21 protein-coding genes and 2 pseudogenes are annotated in these 21,083 nt (G+C 44.7%); 9 read left to right on the top strand and 14 right to left on the bottom strand.

From position 1 onward, the window contains the following. The first annotated feature begins 115 nt into the window (after positions 1 to 115). Positions 116 to 1,378: an AAA family ATPase gene (locus DESMER_RS02620; protein WP_014901511.1), complete on the top strand. Its 1,263-nt coding sequence runs from the start codon at positions 116 to 118 to the stop codon at positions 1,376 to 1,378. Continuing rightward, a complete protein-coding gene (locus tag DESMER_RS02615) occupies positions 1,375 to 2,046 on the top strand; it encodes an RloB family protein (RefSeq protein WP_014901510.1) in 672 nt (223 codons plus the stop codon). Before DESMER_RS02620 ends, DESMER_RS02615 begins: the two co-directional genes overlap by 4 nt. Before the next feature lie 152 nt (positions 2,047 to 2,198). Here the strand turns inward: DESMER_RS02615 and DESMER_RS02610 are convergent, their stop codons facing one another. The 8 genes and pseudogenes from DESMER_RS02610 to DESMER_RS22805 all read right to left on the bottom strand — a co-directional run. Continuing rightward, positions 2,199 to 2,942, bottom strand: a complete 744-nt coding sequence (locus DESMER_RS02610; RefSeq protein ID WP_014901509.1) for a class I SAM-dependent methyltransferase — start codon at positions 2,940 to 2,942, stop codon at positions 2,199 to 2,201. A 140-nt stretch (positions 2,943 to 3,082) separates the two neighbouring features. Continuing rightward, entirely contained in the window at positions 3,083 to 4,702 is a 1,620-nt protein-coding gene (locus DESMER_RS02605) for an ABC transporter substrate-binding protein (RefSeq protein WP_014901508.1), read from the bottom strand. 17 nt (positions 4,703 to 4,719) lie between these two features. Beyond that, positions 4,720 to 5,664, bottom strand: a complete 945-nt coding sequence (locus DESMER_RS02600) for an oligopeptide/dipeptide ABC transporter ATP-binding protein (protein WP_014901507.1) — start codon at positions 5,662 to 5,664, stop codon at positions 4,720 to 4,722. 18 nt (positions 5,665 to 5,682) lie between these two features. Then, positions 5,683 to 6,468 (bottom strand): ABC transporter ATP-binding protein, encoded by a 786-nt coding sequence (locus DESMER_RS02595; protein WP_014901506.1) that lies wholly within the window; start codon positions 6,466 to 6,468, stop codon positions 5,683 to 5,685. Position 6,469: 1 nt separating this feature from the next. Continuing rightward, positions 6,470 to 7,315: an ABC transporter permease gene (locus tag DESMER_RS02590; protein ID WP_242831034.1), complete on the bottom strand. Its 846-nt coding sequence runs from the start codon at positions 7,313 to 7,315 to the stop codon at positions 6,470 to 6,472. Positions 7,316 to 7,384: 69 nt separating this feature from the next. Then, positions 7,385 to 8,320: an ABC transporter permease gene (locus DESMER_RS02585; protein ID WP_014901504.1), complete on the bottom strand. Its 936-nt coding sequence runs from the start codon at positions 8,318 to 8,320 to the stop codon at positions 7,385 to 7,387. 7 nt (positions 8,321 to 8,327) lie between these two features. Beyond that, entirely contained in the window at positions 8,328 to 9,074 is a 747-nt protein-coding gene (locus tag DESMER_RS02580; RefSeq protein ID WP_014901503.1) for a class I SAM-dependent methyltransferase, read from the bottom strand. Positions 9,075 to 9,600: 526 nt separating this feature from the next. Continuing rightward, positions 9,601 to 10,264: pseudogene (locus DESMER_RS22805) on the bottom strand (metallophosphoesterase); the annotation flags it as partial. A gap of 508 nt (positions 10,265 to 10,772) precedes the next feature. On the opposite strand from DESMER_RS22805, the gene DESMER_RS02570 reads away from it, so the two are divergent. Then, complete coding sequence (locus DESMER_RS02570; RefSeq protein WP_014901502.1) at positions 10,773 to 11,600, top strand: TrmH family RNA methyltransferase; 828 nt, start codon at positions 10,773 to 10,775, stop codon at positions 11,598 to 11,600. Between the two features lie 66 nt (positions 11,601 to 11,666). Here DESMER_RS02570 and DESMER_RS24815 read toward each other — a convergent pair. The 5 genes and pseudogenes from DESMER_RS24815 to DESMER_RS02550 form a co-directional block, all read right to left on the bottom strand. Beyond that, a pseudogene (locus tag DESMER_RS24815) lies at positions 11,667 to 11,777 on the bottom strand (dihydrofolate reductase family protein); the annotation flags it as partial. A 112-nt stretch (positions 11,778 to 11,889) separates the two neighbouring features. Then, positions 11,890 to 13,038, bottom strand: coding sequence for an MFS transporter (locus DESMER_RS02565; protein WP_014901501.1), 1,149 nt, complete (start codon positions 13,036 to 13,038; stop codon positions 11,890 to 11,892). 116 nt (positions 13,039 to 13,154) lie between these two features. Then, positions 13,155 to 13,484, bottom strand: coding sequence for a DnaJ family domain-containing protein (locus DESMER_RS02560; RefSeq protein WP_014901500.1), 330 nt, complete (start codon positions 13,482 to 13,484; stop codon positions 13,155 to 13,157). Positions 13,485 to 13,833: 349 nt separating this feature from the next. Next, positions 13,834 to 14,280, bottom strand: coding sequence for a hypothetical protein (locus tag DESMER_RS02555; RefSeq protein WP_014901499.1), 447 nt, complete (start codon positions 14,278 to 14,280; stop codon positions 13,834 to 13,836). Between the two features lie 405 nt (positions 14,281 to 14,685). Continuing rightward, positions 14,686 to 15,477 carry a DUF3102 domain-containing protein gene (locus DESMER_RS02550; RefSeq protein ID WP_014901498.1) on the bottom strand — a complete coding sequence of 264 codons (792 nt, stop codon included), beginning with the start codon at positions 15,475 to 15,477 and terminating at the stop codon, positions 14,686 to 14,688. A gap of 265 nt (positions 15,478 to 15,742) precedes the next feature. Between DESMER_RS02550 and DESMER_RS02545 the strand changes: the two genes are divergently transcribed. Further along, complete coding sequence (locus DESMER_RS02545; protein ID WP_014901497.1) at positions 15,743 to 15,967, top strand: DUF1659 domain-containing protein; 225 nt, start codon at positions 15,743 to 15,745, stop codon at positions 15,965 to 15,967. A gap of 36 nt (positions 15,968 to 16,003) precedes the next feature. Continuing rightward, the gene (locus DESMER_RS02540; protein WP_042334205.1) at positions 16,004 to 16,243 is read left to right on the top strand and encodes a DUF2922 domain-containing protein; all 240 of its coding nucleotides are present in this window, start codon (positions 16,004 to 16,006) and stop codon (positions 16,241 to 16,243) included. Positions 16,244 to 16,424: 181 nt separating this feature from the next. Here DESMER_RS02540 and DESMER_RS02535 read toward each other — a convergent pair whose 3' ends face one another. Beyond that, on the bottom strand, positions 16,425 to 16,898 hold the full coding sequence (locus DESMER_RS02535; RefSeq protein ID WP_014901495.1) for a metal-dependent transcriptional regulator: 474 nt from the start codon (positions 16,896 to 16,898) through the stop codon (positions 16,425 to 16,427). A gap of 376 nt (positions 16,899 to 17,274) precedes the next feature. Between DESMER_RS02535 and DESMER_RS02530 the strand changes: the two genes are divergently transcribed. The 4 genes from DESMER_RS02530 to DESMER_RS02515 are packed head-to-tail and all read left to right on the top strand — an operon-like array spanning position 17,275 to position 21,040. Beyond that, positions 17,275 to 18,237, top strand: coding sequence for a metal ABC transporter solute-binding protein, Zn/Mn family (locus tag DESMER_RS02530; protein WP_014901494.1), 963 nt, complete (start codon positions 17,275 to 17,277; stop codon positions 18,235 to 18,237). Between the two features lie 13 nt (positions 18,238 to 18,250). After that, positions 18,251 to 19,012, top strand: a complete 762-nt coding sequence (locus DESMER_RS02525) for a metal ABC transporter ATP-binding protein (RefSeq protein WP_014901493.1) — start codon at positions 18,251 to 18,253, stop codon at positions 19,010 to 19,012. A 3-nt stretch (positions 19,013 to 19,015) separates the two neighbouring features. After that, positions 19,016 to 19,918, top strand: a complete 903-nt coding sequence (locus DESMER_RS02520) for a metal ABC transporter permease (protein WP_014901492.1) — start codon at positions 19,016 to 19,018, stop codon at positions 19,916 to 19,918. A gap of 6 nt (positions 19,919 to 19,924) precedes the next feature. Continuing rightward, complete coding sequence (locus DESMER_RS02515; protein ID WP_014901491.1) at positions 19,925 to 21,040, top strand: metal ABC transporter permease; 1,116 nt, start codon at positions 19,925 to 19,927, stop codon at positions 21,038 to 21,040. Positions 21,041 to 21,083: the final 43 nt, after the last annotated feature.

Genomic DNA, 21,083 nt, shown 5'->3' with positions numbered 1-21,083 from the left:
TTGGGATTTGCGAGTTTTTTTCTCCTATATTATTGGTTTTCGAATGAAATATTGCTATAATGGCCATAGTATCATTATAATTATGAGAAATTTTCTCTAGATTGGAGCGATAACTATGATGTGTCAGTTTTCATTTGAAAACTTTAAATCATTTAAGAGTGAAGCTACTCTGGACTTATGGGCTGAAAAAATCAACGAGCATGACGACAGTCTCATTGTTGATCCCTACGATAGCGAGAAGTTTTTGCCGGTTATTTCGATCTACGGACCAAATGGCGGAGGAAAGTCCAGTGTTCTAGAGGCGTTTTTGTACCTTTCCCATAAGGTGCTTTTGCCGATCATTGCGTTAAAGGCTGTAGCGTCTTCAAAGGATGAAAACCTTGAGGATGGGAAAATGAAAGAATTTGAGAGTTTTCCTATCGATAAAAAAGAAAAATATTATTTGTTTGACAAGAACTGTAGAGAATCGCCCATTAAATTTGATGTTCTCTTTCGCATCCAGGAAACCGAGTATCGGTATCAATTAAATATTCTGCACTCTGATATCGTAGAGGAAAACTTATATGCGAGAAACCTTCAAACAAACGACTTGGAAATCGTATTTGAGCGGGATACCTCGGATTTTTATATCGGCGATGTTTTGGAGGACGTCAAGGTAGGGAACATTAAGTCCTCTATTCCACTGCTGTCCCATTTGTCCATTAACTACGATATCAAAACCATTGACGATATCATTAAATGGTTTCTGGAATGCAGGGTATTGGATTATGATAATCCCTACCAGGATAAAAGAATTGTTTTTCTGAAGGACAAGAACAAGGAAGACATTTTTTTGAAAATGCTCGCTGAGATGGATATCAATATAACCAGCATAAGGACAGAAGAAGATACCAACGGAAAAATAAATGCTATTTACACAATACACTGTCTGGAAGATGGTTCGTGTGAGGAATTGCCCTTTGAGGAAGAATCAAGTGGAACACGCAAGCTTTTTGGCTTGCTGCCGTTTCTGTTAGGGTGCTTGCATAAGGGCAGTCTGGTTATCGCTGACGAAATGGATGCCAAACTGCATCCTAAACTGCTCCGGTATATCATCGGACTGTTCACAAATCCATCAATTAACACCAAGGGCGCTCAGCTTATTTTTACCTCTCATGATATGAGTACCATGAAGCCCACTGTATTTAGAAGAGATGAAATCTGGTTCTCCGCGCTTAATAAGCAAAACACATCAAAATTATATTCGTTAGTGGAGTTCAGAAAAGACAACGGCGCAAAGGTGCGCCCTGATGAAACCTATGACAAGCAATATATTGAAGGAAGGTATGGAGCGGACCCTTATCTCAAGAATATTCTTGATTGGGGGGCGATTCAATGAGCTTAAAACCGCTAAAGGCAAGCACCCAAAAGAAATTAAAAGCTGCCATGCAGAAGAAACGAAAGAAAATAGAAAAGCTTCATAAATTACCCCCGTATACTGTTATTTTCAGTGAGGGTATTAAGACTGAACCGTTTTATATTCAGGGACTGACCAGGCAAGTCAATCAAAAATATTCTCCGTTTACATCGGGTGACCGCATCACAGTTATCGGAACAGGACGCAATACCCTAAGCCTGCTAAAGTATGCAAGAGAAACTGTAGAGTCCAAATTTCCCGAGTGCGAGGATGTCTGGCTAATGTATGATCAGGACGATTTCCCCTATGACGATTTTGACAACACGCAATTCAGCGCCGAGGGTAGAACCTGCCGGCAGAAATACCATGTGGCCTGGTCGAATGAGTGTATAGAGCTTTGGTTTTTGCTGCATTTCCAATCATTGTTTGCTCATGTGGGGAGAGAGCAGTACCACGTTATATTGAGAGGATATTTTCCATACGAAAAAACCTTGGAAAATATCTATGATCTTCTCAAGGACAAAACCCCCACTGCCATTGCACGTGCAATAGCCTTGTATGCTAGCTATGAAGAAGGCACACCGCCTTCACAAAGAACGCCTGCAACGAGAGTGCATGAGTTGGTAGGCTTTTTACATGGCTACCTTTAATGGGGATTTGGGAAGTGCTACAATGGGTGCAAGCATGAAGTTCACTAAGAGCACCTCTCCTAGCGAGAGGTGCTCTTAGACACGTTAACGCTGTCAACCTGAAATCTCAGCGGGAGGTTTTGTTTTACAGGTGATCTTCACGATACTAATAATTACTTTTCCACAACCAGCATAAACATAGGGGTTGAGCGGTGAATAATCTTCTGGCGCTCATCATAGACCCGCCTGCCGATATCCATTTCATAGTAAATCTTTTTAAACCCCAGTTCCACCAGAGCATTGAAGTCCCACTGGGGCCTGATTCTCTGGCACATGGGCATACTTTTTCGGTAATCAATCATCTCGTCAGTGTATGGAGGCGGCTCCTCGCCAAATACTCTGCGATAGTCCTCTTGATCCTCCTCAAATTTCCTCAGGTAGTCTTCATTGAAAAACCGGATATTCCAGTTGGCATCAAAAATAAGAATTTTGCCCTGGGGCCTTAAAACCCGTTTCCATTCCCTATAAGCCTTTTGGGCATCTAATAAAGTCCAGGTTACATTGCGGCTGATAATCAGGTCAAAGCTTTCGTCTTCAAACTCCAGATTCTGGCCGTCGGACACTCTGAAGTCCGCTCTAACCCCCTCATTTTCCGCATTGGCTTTGGCTTCCTGAATCATTGCCTCAGTACAATCAATGGCCGTCACTCGGTTCCCGGCCTGGGACATGATGATGGCAAAAAAGCCCGGTCCAGTACCCACATCGAGAATATCCATGGCCGAGGTCTTTCCGGCCTTTTTCAGGATGATATCCCTCCAGACCTGCTTTTTAAAGCTGTTTAGCTCTGCTTTCACGATATTGCTGTAATTGTTGGAACTGTCGGTCCAATTCTTAATCAGTTTTTCTTCACTGTTCATCTCTGCTCACCTCTGACTATTTATTGGCAGATATGCCCCTTAAAAACCGGCGTATCTGCTTTTATATTGGTCTTACCAAGCTTACATGAGCCTCGTTTCTAAAATAGGGAAGCCCAGCATTCCGCTTGGACTGAACAAGTTCACTTTACGTCGAGTTTCTGCCATTCAATGGGCGCATAGTTATTTACGCCAATCTCAAAACCATCAATTCTCTCTGGATTCACTGCGAAAGAAGTAATCGGATAGTAGATGGGAATCGTCAGGGCTTCCTCGCTGATGAATTTAAAGACTCCATCGTAGTTCTTCTGTCTTTCTGTTTCATCCAAAGTATTAAGTGTTTTAATAATATTATTGTAAAACCCTTGGTCATACCAAGCCTTGGCGGCGTTACTGGTGGGAAGAATGGAGAAAAGCTCAAGCAGAGAACCATGAGGCATCCAAGAATCTGAGGCTGTTCTCATGAGAGCCAGGTCAAAGGCCTTGGTGTTCATGGTGGCATCTTCATAGCCGTTTTTGTCCAAAGTGTTGAGATTTACTTTGATCCCCACGGCTGTGAATTCAGATTGAACAAACTCGGCCAGGGGTTTCCATTCAGGGAATTCTGCCGTTGACAAGACAAAGTTGAACTCCAGATTTTTCCCGTCTTTGTCTCGAATTCCATCGCCATTGGTATCTTTATAGCCGGCAGCGTCAAGGAGTTCCTTGGCTTTTTCCTTATCGTTGGAAAACCCGTAATTATTTTCACCCGTGGTATATGGCACCCCTTCTTGATATAATCCCTTTGCTTCCAAACCAATCCCGTCAAAAAGATCAGCGGCAATACTTTGCTTGTTGATGGCGTAGTTCATAGCCAAGCGCACATTTTTATCCTGAAGTGCCTCTATCTTCTGATTGAAGGCTATGAAGTGAGAGCACATAGTCCCTTGGGTGTAGGTGGCAAATTTTCCGGAGTTTTTAAGTTCTAAGAGGCTCTCCATGGGAATCTTGCCAATCAGGTCCCCGCCGAGAATGTCCACCTCGCCGCTTTGCAAAGCCAAAACTCTGGCTTGCCCGTCGGTAATTACCTTAAAGGTGATTTTATTCACCTTAGGTTTTTCACCCCAGTAATAGGGGTTGGGAACCAAGGTGAACTCCTGATCTTTAGCATAGGATTCCAGCATCCAGGGGCCCGTGCCCACAGGCTTGTTGAATTTGCCCATTACCTCTCCGGGAACTTCCGTGATGGAAGACGGACTTAAGAAACGTACCGGCCGGGGATAGGTTAACTCAGTCAAAATAGGATAAGCCCCGTCCTTAAACACAATCTTTACCGTCTTAGGATCAACGGCTTCCATACTCTCGACATTAAAGGATCTCAAGGTGGAATGACGTTTGTTGTTGACCCAGCGTTTCAGGTTGAAAATAACAGCCTCCGCATTAAAATCCGTGCCGTCAGAAAACTTTACCCCCTCCCGGAGTTTAAAGGTATAGGTTTTTCCATCTGGGGAAATGTCCCAGCCGGTTGCCAGTTGGGGGAGAATTTGGCCTTCACCGCCATCTTCAACAAAACCTTCGTAAATCATTTTGTATAAAAAGTGGGGTCCGTTATAGGTTGCGGCATCCAGATCCTCCATGGCACCGTCACGATAAATGGCCACGACAACATCCTTTGCTTTCGTGCCCTCCTGATCATTTGTTGCAGCGTTTTTGCTGCAGCCGGAAAGGATTAGGGGCAAACAAAGGCAAAAGGTCATAACCAATGCAAAAAATTTCCTTCTCATTTTCTTTCCTCCACACATTAATAATTATGGCAAAGATGACAAGCAATATAATGTTCGCCACTCTTAGACATCAAGGCTGGCTGTTCAGTCTGGCAAATACTTTGGGTATAGAGACAACGATTTTGGAAAACACAGCCGCTTTTGGGTATCTTTAAATCTTCCCCTTCTCTAAACAACACCCTCTTCCTTTCCCTTTGATGAGGGTCTGGAATAAGAGTCGCAGCCAGCAGTGCTTTCGTGTAGGGATGCTGTACCTGGTAATTAATGTGGGGGATTATTTCCACGATATTTCCCAGATACATGACAACCACCCTGTCGCAGATCTTATTGACCGAGGCCAGATCGTGAGAAATAAATAAATAGGTAAATCCGAACTGCTGCTTTAAGTCCGTCAAAAGCTGTAAAATCTGGTTCTTTAAAGCATAGTCAATGCTGGACACGGCTTCGTCGCAGACCACAAATTCAGGATTCAGAATTAAGGCCCTAGCAATGCCAACCCGCTGCCTTTGCCCTCCGGACATCTCCTGGCCATAGCGGGTCAGATAGGTTTTGTTAAGCCCCACTCTTTCCAGCATCTCCACAATTTTTTTCTCTTTCAGCTCTTTAGCTTCCCTGCTGTAATTGTTAAGGGGTTCACTGATGATTTGCTCAACCGTAAAATAGGGGTTAAAGGCATTAGCGGTTCCTTGAAAGATCATCTGCATGCCGCTTCTGATTTTTCGCATTTGCTTAAAGGAATAATCTGTTATATCCTGCTGATTAAAAATAATCCTGCCCTGGGTTGGCTGCTCCAGCTTTAAAAGCATTTTACCCAAGGTGCTTTTGCCGCAGCCCGACTCCCCAACTATACCCAAAACCTCTCCCTTTTTTATGGTCAAGTCAATGTTATACACGGCGTATACACGAGACTTTGCTTTATTGTTGTAAGATTTATAAACTCCTTTGATTTCATATAGATTCACATTTCCACCCTTTTCAGCTTAGAAAATCGACTCCAGGAGAGATTTGGTATAGTCATGCCTGGGCCGGTCAAAGACCTCATACACAGTCCCGCTGTCGACTATTTTTCCGTCTTTCATCACATAAACATCATCGGCCATTTGGGCCACAACCCCTAAATCATGGGTAATTAACACGACAGCCATACCTTCATCTTTTAAACGAACCAGCTCTTCAAGGATGGCTGCCTGGGTTGTTAAATCCAGGGATGAGGTGGGTTCATCGGCAATCAGTACTTTAGCACGAGCCAGTAAGCCCATGGCTACCATGACTCTTTGGCACATTCCGCCGCTTAATTCAAAAGGATAACTATCCAGAATTTGATCTGCATTTTGTAAGCCCACACGGGAAAGCACCTCTCTAAACATACTTAGAGCCTCTTTTTTGCTAATCCCTCGATTGTGGGTGTGGGTTACCTCGAAAAGATGGGTCTTGATCTTTTCTACAGGGTTCAAGGAACTCGTCGGCTCTTGAAAAATCATGGCTATTTCTTTCCCTCTTATTTGTAGAAGTTGTTTTTCCGACAAATCTCTCAGGTTGACCCCCTCAAGCCATATTTCCCCCTCGATAATTTTGCCCGGCTTGTCGATTAAGTTAAAAATCGATAAAGACATTACCGACTTTCCGCTGCCTGAACCCCCTACGATGGCGGTTATTCTGCCCTGGTACACATCCAGGCTGACCCCATCCACAGCTTTGACGACTCCTTCTTCTAAATAATAGTGAGTTTTAAGGTTAACGATGGATAGAATCGGTTGTTCAGCCATTTCAGTCCTTATCCTCCTTTGTGACTGCCATGTTCCCCGAAGAAGGGAGGAGAATGTCGTTCAGTCCCTCCCCAAGACTATTGAAGGCAAAGACGGCCAGCATAATTGCCAGCCCGGGCCAAAGCAGCATTAAAGGGTAAGAGGTCAAATACTGTCTGCTGTCGCTGAGCATCACGCCCCAATCCGCCGTGGGCGGCTGGGAGCCTAAGCCGATAAAGGAAAAACCGGCGACATGCATGATAACTGCTGCAATTCTAAGGGTAGCCAAGACGATGATGGGAGAAATGGCATTTAGGGTGATATGTTTGAGAATGATAGTTGTCCTGCTGCTGCCGGCAGCAATAGCCGCCATGACAAACTCCTTTTCTTTAAGCTTTATCACTATACTGCGCACAATTCTGGCGAAGGGTGCCCACCACAGCAAAACAAAAACAATCATAATATTAGCAATGCTGGGGCCCAAGACTCCTACAATCGCTAAAGCTAAAAGGCTGGAGGGAAAGGTTGAGGCAATATCCGCCAGACGCATTACAATATTATCCAGCCACCCTCCCACATAACCTGCCAGGATACCGAGAGGAACTCCGATGGCCAGCATCAAAGCAGTGGCGAAAATTGCTGTAGTGAGACTTGTCCTGATGCCATAAATCAATCTGGACAAGATACATCTGCCCAGCTGATCTGTTCCTAGGGGGAATTCCAGACAAGGTTTGAGTAATTTTTCAGTTACATCTACCTCATAGGGATCATGAGGGGAGACCAGCGGGGCGAAAATACCGGCTAAAATAAAGATACCTATAATAGCTAAGCCCAACATTCCTAGTTTTTGTTTTTTGAATTTAAGCAAACTATTTCTGATTAAAATAAAACCATCCCTCTCTCAGGCAACGAAAAGGTATATTCCTGGTACTTCCTCTTACTTAAGTTGTATCTTAGGATCTATATAAAGGTATAAAATATCCAGGAAGAGATTTACGACAATGAAGGTAACAGCAACGATCATGATATAGCCTTGGATAACCGGCAAGTCTTTGAGTTTAATACTGTCGATGGCAAATTTCCCGATTCCATTCCAGGAAAAGATGGTCTCACAGGCAAACTGACCTGCTAATAGATGTCCGAAATCCACTCCTATCAGGGTTATGCAGGGAAGCACCGCGTTTTTTAAGCCATGCCTCAGCAAGGCAGCGTTTTGGCTGAGCCCTCTGGCTCTTGCCGCTCTCATATAATCAAGGTTATTAATTTCCAGGAGATTATTTCTTAAAATCCTGGTATAGACAGCTATATGACTGACACTAAGGGTAAACGCCGGCAGGAAAATATTCTGCCATTTACTTCCGGAAATAACCGGAACCATCTTCAACTGAACTGCGAAAATATATAAAAGCATCAGACCCAGCCAGAAATCCGGCATTGTAACCCCTACAGTAGATAGGATTCTAAAAAAATGATCGATAATGGAGTCCTTGTATCTGGCTGAAATAAGGGCGATTGGTATAGCCAAGAGAACGGAAATAGACATTGCTGTGATAGCCAGCTTCAGAGTTGCGGGAAATCTAGAGATTATTTCCTCTGAAACAGATTTTTTGGTTTGAAAGGATACCCCAAAATCAAATCTAGCGGCTTTAGTCAGCCAGTTAAGATATTGAACCGGCAGCGCTGCATTCAGCCCCAGTTCTTCCCTTACTGCGGCAAGGTTTTGTTCCGTAACCTCTAAGCCTTCGCTGCGTATGGTTATTTCCGCAACATCACCAGAGGAGAGATTACTTAAGGCAAAGGCCAATATGCTGACGATCAGCAGCATGGGAATGACTTGAAGCACCCGTTTAATGATGAGTTCAAATTTTTTCATAGTCTGCTCACTTTTCTCCCCCTACCAGGAACATAGGAGTCGACTTGTAAAGAATCTTATCTTCTTCATCCCAGGTACGGTTTGTAATATCGGTATTGATAAATACTTCCTTAAACCCAAGATCGATCAAGGCACCGGCATCCCAATGGGGGCGCAGGCGGGTACTCAAAAACAGATCTTTGGCTATGCGGTCTCCTTCCTCCGGATCGACATGCCCCCGACGATGAATCCCTCTTCTTTCGGCTTCAGCCATGTCCGCCAAGTATTGGGCCTGTCTTTCAGGGTCGTTCAAACGCAAGTTCCAGTTAGCATCAAAAATCAACAATCGTCCTCTCCGCTTTAGAACCCGCTGCCATTCCTTATAGGCTGCCAGTGGGTTGTACAGAGTCCAAGTCAGATTTCGGCAAAGAATCAGATCAAAGGAATTATCGGCAAAAGAAAGCTCATGAGAATCCATCAGCAAAAACTCCGCTTGCAAACCTATTTGACGGATGTTGTTTTGCGCTTCTAGGAGCATATTTTGGGTGCAATCCGTGGCTGTCACAATATGTCCCATTTCAGCAGCCAGCATAGCAAAAAAGCCTGGTCCAGTGCCGATATCCAGAACCTTTAACGGATTACCCCTCGGCCTGTAATGCTCAATTAATTCTGCCCAGGCTTGTTTCTTGAAGCTGTTCATCTCTTTCCAAATTCCTTCACTGTAGCGAGAGGCTTCCCCCTCCCAGTAATTTTTAATCCTAGTATACATTTCCATCTCTTTCACTCCATTCTTCAATCATTTAGTCATCTTCTGGTGCCGCGGCAGCGGCATGGGGTTAGCCTCTGAAAAATCACCAGACCCGAAAGCAACAATAAAAAAGACCATGAAGCTGACCCCTACCGGGCCAAACCTCCATGGTCTTTGCAATACCTTCGTGGTTTTGCTTGTGATTTCATATTCTGTCTATATTAACTTTTGATTTCTACACACTCGCGGTAAATTCCTGCTCAATACTAATATTTTAAAAATTAAAGCTGGTTGTCCTTTCATAGACGCTGTACTTACCTCCAAACATTCGAGATGAAGGATTACGGCTTAGTTGGCCGTACTGTGAAATGCCTGATCTATGCTAAAGGGGAGGAGGTCGCCGCAGATGTCTGTTCTTGAAGTAAAGAACATCTCTAAGGAGTACACCTGCCGCAATCCTTTTTGGCATAAAAAAGATCACCCAGGTCCTTATAAACGTCTCTATGTCTATAAAACCCGGATCTTGTCTGGGTTTAGTGGGCGAAAGCGGCTGCGGTAAAACGCTTTCGCCTAAACCACCATTGATAATCATTTTCGTAGAACCGGAAGTAAATTGCCCGTAATCAAACTCAGGAAAAATCCTTGCCCCGGTGCTATCACTGCACCAACCAATGGTAATCTGACTTGTCCACCATGCGTATGTCCTACTAAAACTAAATCAATATTGTCTTTGATAGCCTTAGAAAATATGTTAGGAGCATGTGCTAATAAAACCTTAGGTACAGAATCCGAGACGCCTGCCAGTGCTATATCTAATTGATCTCTTCCTAGACAGGGATCGTCGACACCCATTATCCAGATATAAGAATTGCCTATGTTATATTTGAAATGTCCGTTGTCCAGTATATGTACCCCTTGGGCTTCCAATGGAGACTTGATTTGGTAATCTGTCCACCACTCATGATTTCCAGGAACAAAAAAACAGGTTTAGAATGCAAGCCTTTCACTAAAGATATTGCTGGTTCCATATTAGGGTTACTCTTATCAACTAAATCACCTGTAATTGCAACTGCATCAAATTGTTGTCGGTTAATCAACTCAATTAAATTCCTTTGACCATCTCCGTATTCCTTGCTATGTAAATCAGTCAAATGGAGAATAGTGAATCCCTGAAACTCAACTGGCAAACTAGAAATCGCAAGGGTATATCGTTTTATCGGATGGAATGGAGTCAATTTGTTTCGTATCAAATGTTGAGTCCGGCGTTGCTACTAGGCAATGGCCAGCCCCAGGCCCGTGCCCTTAGCCCTTCCCCGCGACTCATCCCCTTTTTTAGGACAATCATTCCAATTAGAAAACCTAGCTGGCACCCATACGAAGGCACTGTCTTCGCACGCATTAGCCCTATTTCATGACGCTGTTTCGACGGATTACTCTTCTTGCAGACATCATCTTCCTACTGATTTAGTACAAAAAAGTTCCCCCGAAAATTAGTCGGGGGAAGATAACTTTCCAAAACCAGTCAGCGAAAAGATAATCTATTATTCTGACCGCCTATTGTACTGGCAAGAAAATAGAGATAAACTTGGATTTGATTGGGCTGACTTCTTAATGGATGACACCAGACCTAATAAGGAAAGATTATTAAGCGAAAAAAGAAAGTAATAATAATGAGCTTAATCTTTATTTGTATGTTACCACTAACCTCAAATATAAGGAGATAAGATGTCAAATATCATTGAGATACGCGATTTTTCATCATCCAATTTGGATGTCTTTGCTCGCCTGACGGAAACACAGCTGCGCAACCGGTTGGAACCGGAGATGGGCATCTTTATCGCGGAGAGTACCAAGGTAATTGGACTTGCCCTCGACGCTGGGTGCGAGCCTATTTCACTTTTGATGGAGCGCAAATACATTGCAGGGCAGGCGCACGGTATAATCACCCGCTGCGGAGATGTCCCCGTCTATACTGCCGATAGCAACCTGCTAGCAGGGCTGACTGGCTTTCAGCTGACCCGCGGTGTGCTGTGTGCCATGCGGCGTCCTCATCTACCTAGCGTTGAGGAGGCGTGTGCCGGTGCAAGTCGAGTGGCTGTGCTGGAAGGTATTGCGGACTCTACCAACGTCGGTGCCATTTTTCGCTCGGCCGCGGCGCTAGGCATCGATACCGTGTTGCTTACCCCCTCATGCTGTGACCCACTGTGCCGGCGTGCGGTGAGGGTGAGCATGGGTACCATCTTCCAAGTACCATGGGCCCGTATTGGCAGCGAGCCCTCGCAGTGGCCGCAGCAGGGCATGAAGAGTCTGCGCAAGCTGGGCTTTAAGACCGTTGCCATGGCTTTAAATGATAACGCTGTCAGCATAGACGATCCGCAGCTCATGGCAGAGGAAAAGCTTGCTATCGTATTGGGCTCAGAAGGTAATGGACTGGCACCCTGCACGATTGCTGACTGCGATTACACCGCGTGCATCCCCATGTCCCATAACGTGGACTCTCTGAACGTTGCTGCAGCCAGCGCCGTGGCCTTTTGGCAACTCAGGGTTCGGTAGGCTTTTATATTCACATAATACGTCGTAAGATAAGAATAATCCTGCTAATAAAAATCAGGCATTATTTTAAAATTCATTCGTGCCTTCCGCAGCCTGTTGCACCTCATATTCGAGGAGAAGCATCCCACTGGGATAGGCGCGGTGCCGGACGAGCGCCAAACGCCGATGTACCCCGTGCCATAATAATTTCATTATGGTCTTCATATCTGACATATCCGAAGTAATTTGTTTCCTTAGAACCATCCTACGATTTCAGTACTAAAGTATTAATGTTACGTACTTTAGAAGTTTATACTTTCCTTTTGATGCTTATTACGCTGCTTATTAAGGCTACCCCACTACAGATAAATGGCAAAATAAAAAATCCCCATTTTGTAATAATAAAACCTCCCAGCACGGAGCCAAGCGTAATCCCAATATATAGTGCTGTGTTGTTTAGTGCAAGTGCTATACCACGAGTTTCTGAGAATTCCTCTGCTAAACGGGCCTGATATGAAGAAAAAGAGGTATATCCAATAAATGCCCACAAAAATAACAAAAGATAAACCCAAATTCCCGATGAAAAGCAAAAACCTAATAAGTTAAGTATACCAATAAGCATGGCTGTACTGAATATTGATACCATTCTTGCACCAATTTTATCTGTAACTCTTCCACTGGATAAACTACCAGTTACGGCTCCTATACCGTAGGCAGTAATGGAGGTTGCTAATTCACTTGAAGAAAAATGGTTATATAAAACCAATCCTGTTCCAAGAAATACATAAAGAGCATACATGGCAATTGCCCAAAAAGTTGTTACACTCACTGCAGAAATAATTTTTAAAGCATTTCCTTTTCTCTGTGCCTCAGCTGAAGGTACTCTATTTATTGACGCCCATACTCTAAAGTTTAAGATTGACAGTAAAGCAGCAAATGTAGCTAAACTAATAAAAACAGAACGCCATCCTAGAAATTGTTCTAATAGAATTCCGATAGGTGCTCCTGCCCATAAAGCCATAAGATGTCCTGATACTACAGTAGAAAGCCATACTCCCCTGCGTTCAGGCAATGCTGTATCGCCAATAATTGCATAGACTAAAGGGGTTATTGACGCAACAGATAAACCAGCAAAAATACGACTGGCTATTAACATTGCAAATGAAGAAGATATGGCTGTCAAAAAATTGGCTAATGAAAATAATAATAAACCGAAAACAATAAAAAATCGGCGACCTTTGCGATCTGAAAACCATCCAAAAAGTGGGGCACTAATCGCATACATTAGTGAAAAAACACTAACTAGCCACCCTGCAACAGCAGGGGTAATTTCATATTCTATAGCAATAAACGGTAACAAAGGAGATATGACAAACAAATCAGTACCTATAATAAATAAGGTAACCCACCCTGTAAGAAGATAGATGGCTTCATTTAAGTTAATACGAATATCAATCACCCATAAACAATATATCAGCACATTAGTTTGTTTATGAACAATATTTGGATTCGCTTACTTCATGAATCTCTTAGACATTTTATAAATAAACCATAAGGTCTGAAAGATGAAATCACCTAGTTATCAAAGAAATTTCGACGTGCCTCCACCTGTATATCATACTTAATCTCTAATTCTTTTAGTTTTGCTTTTAAGACATTTTGCTCACTCACGTTTTTGGAATCCTCAAGTTTCTGTTCAATATCATCGATTTCTTTTCGTATTAATATTTCAATTGGTAATAGCCCAGAGTCTTTAAGCATCTTATTCATTATTACTTGTTCTTTAGATAAATAGGAGTTAATGGGGTCAAGCTTTAAAGGTTTTCCCTCTCCAGGTAAATTTTCGAACTCTCCTCTGTCAACAGCTTGTTGAATTATCCATTCAATTACTCTTGAGGAAATCATAAAAAAACACCTCCAAATCTCCATATACCTACAGGATTAATCGGATTACCACATAAAATAGGCAAGCTTAGAAAGATCATAAATAGGAAATTTGTTAAAACGATTCTATCTACTTGCCTTTTTACGTTTAAACAGTAAGACTACGCCTCAGCCAGGCTGGAGTTAATCGAAGGCCGATAAAGCGGAGTTAGATACTATTTATTATATCCTGCAGTCCTTCAACAAACTAGACAAATTCTCTGCACAACATATCTAGGGCTACACCGGCACCACTAGGCTCACGTTCATTTTCTATATAAATTTTCAATTGCCCCCTTAAGGGAATCGGAGAGCCTGTTTTTCCCTATGATCAGAGTGCCAAGTAATGATCTCCCAACTCTGTTAAGCGATTGGGGGATATGGCCAGGCGATTCTTGCTCCGTAATATTTGAATACAGTGAGACCAAATATAAAGTTGCCAAAGGGTTATTCCTCGTTTTTCGCTGTAGTAAGCTGCTTCCTCTGTAAGATAGGGCTTCAAGTTACAGAAGTCCAAGTAATAAACTCGATTATCTTCTAGGCGAAAGGCAAGAATCGAATGGTCAGCATTGTTCAATATTGACACTTGAAACGTCGTTAGTTCAATACGCCCACACCCTCTGGGAATTAACTTACTCTGTGGCGTACAAACAGTCACAGTACTTCCATCGTTTAATATGCCGTTAAACAGTATCAGTCTCCTTGGAACTTGGTAAAGGTCAGTTTTCAGATACCCTTCTAATTCTTTTACGACCTTTTCTTTTAGTGGAATACTCATATAACCCCCCCCATATCCTATCTATTATTGCCCCTACCCTCGCTGACTCACATCCTCTCCCTATCTTCCCATGCAGCCTTAGTCAAAAATGCAGATCTAGTTGAACAACCTTACTCAAAGCATATGTGTTCAAACCCTCATCTGTGACAAACCAAAAAAGAGCCTCTTTACGGCTCTTTTCCACTATCACGAGACCAGCCTACATGATGATTGTCATGCCTCAGATTTCTTAAGTTCTCTGGCCCATCTTCAGAAGAATAAGAGATGAAGATAGACATCATCATCGCCGGATCAAGTCTGCCCAGTTAGCCGAGGGCCTCCGGCAGAGAAGTGTCCCCTTCAAAATGTCCGGCTTATTTATATAAATCCGGATGGAACCCTTTAGCCAATAGCAACCTAGATAATTTACCACCTTTCATGGGTAGCGTAGGTCTCAACCGTCGTCATATTCGTCCTGGGAACAGGCGGCCACTCTTTAAGCCTTTTCACCATATTTTCAGCAAGCTCCCTCGCGTCTGCGCTGCATTTCTCCTGCACCGCAGGATCAAGTCTGGCCAATTGGCAAAGGGTTTCCAGCAACTCCTGGAATGCATCGGCGATAGTTTGGCGGCAAGCGGTGCATTTTTCTTCATACTTCGTGGTAAAGGCTTGGGAGGCCGCAGTTTTTGGCCTGCTTATTGGTTTGGCGGTTTTTTTGACGGTTTGATATTCTATCTTGATTTCCCCGGGATTATTGGGCAGAGGGGTGACTTGAGCCGGCTCTTTCTCCGGGGTAGCTTGCTTCTGTTCTTTAAGAGCCCGATTCAGCTCACGGATAGTTAGATGATTAACATCCTGCTCCAGGATAAATCCCTCCCGCTCATCTTCCGGAATTCCCAGCAGGAGAAGAGCCTGGTTGTAGGTCAAATTCGCCCACGTCGGCGAATTTGACCTGCCTTCCCCCGCGCCGTCCGCGAATAGTTTATCTCCGTATTCTTTATAAAGCTGCATCAGCTTGTTGGCTGTACGCTGAGAATAGCTCACCGATTCCACCAGCCATTTTCCCCATTCTCCATAGGGGAGCAGATCCTTGGCCTCCTTTAGGCGCTTGCCGATCTCCAGGGCATTGGTAAGCATGGTTTTGCCAGTCTCTTGTTTGATCCTATTAATCTCAGTCGCGATGGCCAGAGGAGTACGTTCAGTGCTGAGTTCATCCATTTTGATTCCCGCCTTTTAATAGCTTTTAGGACAGCATACGCAGGCGGGTTTCAAATGGTGAAAGCTTGGCTATGACCCGGCAAATCACCTTCCAAAGTTGGAAATCTGGTGACAACTCCTGCTAAGATCATGCCCGAAGCAGGCAACGTCAGCTGGTTGGAACATTCTTTATATTTCAGGGGTAACCTCCAGTGATACAAGTTCATAGTATATAGGGACATGCCGGACAGCCGGTTTGTCAAAAACCTTAGAAAGGAGCAAACAAATGTCAATCATCGCTGAAGCTTTAAATTCTGCACTGATAGCCATTTACCAAAGCGGATCTACTCCTGCCGGAAGCCCGGTGACCAGGCAAAAAAGCCTGAGCTATGTGCGGGCGGATGCCTCCGAAGAAGCCCTTTACGATGTGGCTCAGGCCTTATTCAGTCTGTCACAGCACCCATTGCAGGACGTGCAATTAAAAAGAAATTTCAGGCTGATAGAGGAGTAAACCTTTATGAAAATCCAAAGAAAAGGAGGTGAGTCTATGGCTACTACTAATACCAAAGTGGTCAGGTTAAGTTTTGCCACCGAGGGGGGAAAGACGTTTTCAATCACGATTCCCACTCCCCGGGAAGACCTGAATCAAGCTGAGGTCCTGGCCGTCATGAATACGATTGTCTCAAGCAATGTTTTCCTGACGACCAGCGGTGCCCTTACAGGCATACGGGACATCAAGGTCATCGGTACTGTTACCGATGATTTATTTGACCCGCCTCAGGCTTAAACACCAGCCTTGATTCCCATTCTGGCGCAACCCCAGTAAGTAATAGGCGAAACATGTCGTTTCGCGGAGGATCTTTGACCCTTCGCGGAACGACAAAAATGCCGACCTAAAAAATGTTCCGCCGAGTACTCATCTTCCGGAACTTCCAGAAGGAGAAGCGCCTGTCAGAATATGATAGTGCCTATGTCTTTTTGTAATCTTCATAGCTTTGCAGAATGCAGCTATTACTTTGAAAAAAAGCCAGCAAAGCATTCAACAGGGAAAGGGTTGACGGACTTACAGAATGCTCGATCAGCTCTGTCTCTTCCAAGGGTTCTTGACATCCAATTAATTGCAGAAACTTAGCAACCGTATTATGTCTATCTAATAGATAAGCCCCCCTTTCCCGGCCTTTTTTTGTCAATAAAATGCTTTCATAGCGATCGTATTCCAAATACCCCAGGTCGACCAAACGGGAAACCATTTTAGAAGCGGAAGAAGGCTTGACATGCAGTTCTTCAGAGATAGTGCCCACCCGAGTATAACCATGCTGAAGGCAAAGCCTGTAGGCCATTTCCAAATAATCTTCCATTGCAGGAGTAAGATGGCCTTCCTGTTGGTTAATGAGTTGATATCCCCTTACCGTGCGAAATTCTAAGTCGGTTTTGTTGCTCATACCACCAGCTCCTTTTGATTGGAATTATTACAGTATATTCGTCACACTTTTAATTTAGGCTCCATATATTAGGCATGGGAAAGCGATTTTCCCGCCCCTATCAAAAGGAACTATCCCGAGTGTCAAACAACTTTTTTCGGAGTAAAAAGGAGGTATGTAGCATCTCTAATTATAAAAACGGCTTATGTTTACGCACTCTTGAGAATAAGAGTACATAATGTCCGAGGTAATCACTTTTTAAAGACTCAATCCAACTCTTGAAATAGTCCTTTCGCTGTTTGCAAGAGACAGTTAAAAAATCCAACCTTTCTGCCGTCTAACCAAGGGATGGCTGACAATGAATGTTTAAATCCAAATATGCGAGGAGAGATTCTAAATGTTTGCCAAGAATAAATCAATCATTGGTTTCTTAATTATGGCTGTCTTTCTATTCACCGGGTGTACTCAGACTAAGAAGCAGACAGGGACAGAGAATAACCCTGCTCCTGAAGCAGCCGACTCAAGACTGAACATCGTCACTACCACAACCATGCTGGCCGATCTGACCAAAGTCATCGGCGGTGAACAGGTCACCGTCAACGGTTTAATGGGACCGGGAATCGATCCTCACCTCTATCAGGCCAGTGCCGGAGATGTCGGTTTAATGCAAAATGCTGACGTTGTAGTCTATAACGGATTACACTTAGAAGGGAAAATGGGGGAGATCTTTGAATCTCTCAGCACACAGGGCAGCCAGATCATCTGCATTGAAGACGGCCTCCCGGAAAGCAGCCTGCTGCACCCGGAAGATAATCCCCAAGTTCACGATCCTCATGTCTGGTTTGATGTAAAACTCTGGCAGGATGCCGCGAAAGCTCTGACTAAAGGCTTAACAGAAATCGATCCAGTCCATGCAGCCCACTACCGGTCCAACCTGGAAGAATACTTAATTCAGTTAAACGAATTAGATACCTACATTAAACAGAGAGCAGCAGAAGTGCCAGAGGGACAGAGGGTGCTGATCACCGCTCACGATGCTTTTAATTACTTTGGCAAAGCCTACGGTTTCCAAGTTCGGGGTCTGCAAGGCATCAGCACGGATTCCGAGGCCGGAACTGCCGATGTCAGCAGTCTGGCCGAATATATCAGTCAACGACAAATCAAAGCTATTTTTGTGGAATCTTCTGTCCCCCCCAAAACCATTGAAGCCCTACAAGCGGCAGTAAAAGCCAAAGGCTTTAATGTAGCTATCGGCGGCGAATTATATTCCGACTCATTGGGCGGAGAAAATTCAGGAGCAGAGACCTATATCCTCACCTGCAAAGCCAATATTGATACCATCGTTGATGCCTTAAAGTAAGGAGCGAACTAAAATGGAGAACAAAACAACCCTGGACTATGTGGTTGAAGTAGAAGATTTGACCGTTGCCTACGACGCCAAACCCGTTTTGTGGGATGTTGACTTAAAAATCCCCAGGGGCCGGCTGATGGCCATCGTTGGTCCTAACGGAGCAGGGAAAACCACTTTACTTAAAGCTATGCTTAACCTGCTTACTTCAGTATCCGGCGTCATCCGTTTCCTGCCGGGGGAAACGGGTGACTCACCCAAAAATAAAATCAGAATCGGTTATGTTCCGCAAAGCGGCAGTGTCGACTGGGATTTTCCCGCTACTGTGCTGGATGTAGTTCTTATGGGCCGTTATGGTCTGCTGGGCTGGGTGAAACGTCCCGGCAAAAACGATGTGGCCATCGCTAAACAAACCCTGGAGAAAGTCGGCATGGAAAAGTTCTCCTCCCGCCAGATCAGCCAGCTCTCCGGCGGCCAGCAGCAACGGGTTTTTCTGGCCCGAGCCCTTGTCCAGGAAGCGGAAATCTATTTCATGGATGAACCCTTTAAAGGGGTGGATGCCCAAACGGAAAAGGCCATTGTTCAGCTGCTTAAAGAATTGAAAGCTCAAGGTAAAACCGTCGTCGTAGTTCATCATGACCTGCAGACCGTAGCTGATTATTTTGACTGGGTTACCCTGATCAATCTGCGGGTAGTTGCCTGCGGACCGGTTAAGGAAGTCTTCCACGAAGAAAATTTAAAGACCGTGTACCGCAGCAGCGGGGCATTGTTGAAAAGCAGGGTGTAGACAATGGAAGCATTGGTGATGTTGTTAAACGACTATACGTTTCAAACCGTCGCTTTGGGGTCAGCTATTTTAGGAATCATCAGCGGTTTTTTGGGGAGTTTCGCCGTCCTCAGAAAGCAAAGCCTTTTGGGCGACGGGGTTTCCCACGCCGCGCTGCCTGGAGTTGTTATGGCCTTTCTGCTCACCGGCAGCAAAAACACCGAATTTCTTTTGCTGGGAGCTCTCTTGTCCGGGCTTCTGGCCACTCTGTTTATTGTCCAAATCGTTAAACACACCCGGATAAAATTTGACAGTGCTCTGGCCTTAATCTTGTCCGTCTTTTTCGGGCTGGGTATGGTACTCCTGACCTATGTGCAAAAAATCCCCAATTCCAATCAAGCCGGGCTGAAACGTTTCATCTTCGGGCAGGCGGCAACCCTTTTGCAGCGGGATGTGGTTCTGATGCTGGTCTGTGGTACCTTTCTTCTCGCTTTGCTGGTGGTTTTTTGGAAAGAGTTCAAACTTTTTACCTTTGACAGTGATTTCGCCCAAAGTATCGGCTTCTCCCCCCGCAAACTCAATTTACTCCTTTCCTTTATGATTGTTCTGGCAATTATTGTTGGTCTGCAGACCGTCGGAGTTATTCTAATGAGTGCTATGCTCATTGCTCCGGCAGTAGCCGCTCGCCAGTGGACTAATAAACTATTTGTGATGGTGATGCTGGCAGCGGTTTTCGGCGCGCTATCCGGTATTGCCGGCACAACGGTCAGCTCTCTGATTCCCAAGTTGCCTACAGGCCCCTGTATTGTGCTCTTTATCAGCTTAATTGTTCTGTTTAGCCTTTTGTTTGCTCCTGAGCGGGGGATAATCAGCCGCATCTACAGGCACCGGCAAACCAAACTGGCCCTGCAAGTCGAAAGGAGGTAACCACTGATGTCTCCCCAATTTGAAATTCAATTGATTGCTGTGATTGTGGCCGTGTCCTGTGCCCTGCCCGGAGTCTTCTTGGTCCTGCGCAAAATGTCTATGATGTCGGATTCCATTACCCATACCATATTGCTGGGGATCGTCCTGGCTTTCTTCCTGACCCATGACCTCTCTTCCCCTTTCTTAATCCTGGGGGCTACCCTTATAGGAGTCGTCACGGTCTGGCTGACGGAAACCTTAAACCGTACCCGACTTCTCTCCGAGGATTCCGCCATTGGGATTGTCTTCCCCCTCTTATTCAGCATTGCTATCATCCTGATTACCCGTTACGCCGGATCCGTCCATCTGGATACCGATGCCGTCCTTTTAGGGGAGCTGGCCTTCGCTCCCTTTGAACGCCTGGTTATCTCAGGTCTGGATCTGGGAGCCAAATCCATTTACATCAGCGGTATCATCCTCTTGCTCAACCTGCTGGTAATCCTTATTTTCTTCAAGGAATTGAAGTTGGTTACCTTTGATCCCATGCTGGCCGCAGCCCTGGGCTTCTCCCCTGTCCTGGTACATTACAGCCTGATGACCCTGGTTTCCCTGACAGCTGTCAGTGCTTTTGAAGCCGTTGGCTCAGTCTTGGTAGTTGCTTTTATGATCGGCCCGCCGGTTACAGCTTATCTCTTGACAGATGATTTAAAGAGCATGCTGATCTTAAGCGGAGCCATTGGAGCCATCAACGGCATCTTAGGATACCAGGCAGCTGCTTTCTTTGATGTCTCTATCGCCGGCAGCATGGCGGTAGTAACGGGAATGATATTCTGTCTGGTCTTTATCTTTGCTCCACGCCGGGGGCTGGTCAGTGCTCTGCGCCGGCGCAAGCTGCAGAAGACTCAATTTGCCCAAAAAACCCTGCTCTTTCATCTTTACAATCGGGAATCCGGAGACCACGGCTCGCCGGAAAATGGTATCCGGCCGGAACAGCTTCATCTGAACTGGAGCCAGGGTTTTACGCAACAGATTGTCAAAAGCCTGGAAAAAAACGGCTGTCTTCACTTTGACGGACACTCCCTAGAATTAACTGAGGAAGGCCGACAGACCAGTATCTGCAATTATGAGGAACTATTTCAATGACATTTTTGCTATTCTAGCAAAAGCTCCTTCATTAGGCATTACT

The sequence above is a fragment of the Desulfosporosinus meridiei DSM 13257 genome, assembly GCF_000231385.2.
Taxonomy (GTDB): Bacteria; Bacillota; Desulfitobacteriia; order Desulfitobacteriales; family Desulfitobacteriaceae; genus Desulfosporosinus; species Desulfosporosinus meridiei.
The sequence above is the reverse complement of the archived record's forward strand: the minus strand, read 5'-3'. Positions and strand labels throughout refer to the sequence as shown.

Excerpts from the sequence above, each read along its gene's own strand:
- DESMER_RS02520 (WP_014901492.1), top strand. The coding sequence starts at position 19,016 with ATGGAAGCATTGGTGATGTTGTTAAACGACTATACGTTTCAAACCGTC.
- DESMER_RS02535 (WP_014901495.1), bottom strand. The coding sequence starts at position 16,898 with ATGAGCAACAAAACCGACTTAGAATTTCGCACGGTAAGGGGATATCAA.
- DESMER_RS02545 (WP_014901497.1), top strand. The coding sequence starts at position 15,743 with ATGTCAATCATCGCTGAAGCTTTAAATTCTGCACTGATAGCCATTTAC.
- DESMER_RS02605 (WP_014901508.1), bottom strand. The coding sequence starts at position 4,702 with ATGAGAAGGAAATTTTTTGCATTGGTTATGACCTTTTGCCTTTGTTTG.
- DESMER_RS02560 (WP_014901500.1), bottom strand. The coding sequence starts at position 13,484 with ATGATTTCCTCAAGAGTAATTGAATGGATAATTCAACAAGCTGTTGAC.
- DESMER_RS02610 (WP_014901509.1), bottom strand. The coding sequence starts at position 2,942 with ATGAACAGTGAAGAAAAACTGATTAAGAATTGGACCGACAGTTCCAAC.
- DESMER_RS02615 (WP_014901510.1), top strand. The coding sequence starts at position 1,375 with ATGAGCTTAAAACCGCTAAAGGCAAGCACCCAAAAGAAATTAAAAGCT.
- DESMER_RS02525 (WP_014901493.1), top strand. The coding sequence starts at position 18,251 with ATGGAGAACAAAACAACCCTGGACTATGTGGTTGAAGTAGAAGATTTG.
- DESMER_RS02555 (WP_014901499.1), bottom strand. The coding sequence starts at position 14,280 with ATGAGTATTCCACTAAAAGAAAAGGTCGTAAAAGAATTAGAAGGGTAT.
- DESMER_RS02585 (WP_014901504.1), bottom strand. The coding sequence starts at position 8,320 with ATGAAAAAATTTGAACTCATCATTAAACGGGTGCTTCAAGTCATTCCC.
- DESMER_RS02595 (WP_014901506.1), bottom strand. The coding sequence starts at position 6,468 with ATGGCTGAACAACCGATTCTATCCATCGTTAACCTTAAAACTCACTAT.
- DESMER_RS02570 (WP_014901502.1), top strand. The coding sequence starts at position 10,773 with ATGTCAAATATCATTGAGATACGCGATTTTTCATCATCCAATTTGGAT.
- DESMER_RS02515 (WP_014901491.1), top strand. The coding sequence starts at position 19,925 with ATGTCTCCCCAATTTGAAATTCAATTGATTGCTGTGATTGTGGCCGTG.
- DESMER_RS02580 (WP_014901503.1), bottom strand. The coding sequence starts at position 9,074 with ATGGAAATGTATACTAGGATTAAAAATTACTGGGAGGGGGAAGCCTCT.
- DESMER_RS02550 (WP_014901498.1), bottom strand. The coding sequence starts at position 15,477 with ATGGATGAACTCAGCACTGAACGTACTCCTCTGGCCATCGCGACTGAG.
- DESMER_RS02620 (WP_014901511.1), top strand. The coding sequence starts at position 116 with ATGATGTGTCAGTTTTCATTTGAAAACTTTAAATCATTTAAGAGTGAA.
- DESMER_RS02540 (WP_042334205.1), top strand. The coding sequence starts at position 16,004 with ATGGCTACTACTAATACCAAAGTGGTCAGGTTAAGTTTTGCCACCGAG.
- DESMER_RS02530 (WP_014901494.1), top strand. The coding sequence starts at position 17,275 with ATGTTTGCCAAGAATAAATCAATCATTGGTTTCTTAATTATGGCTGTC.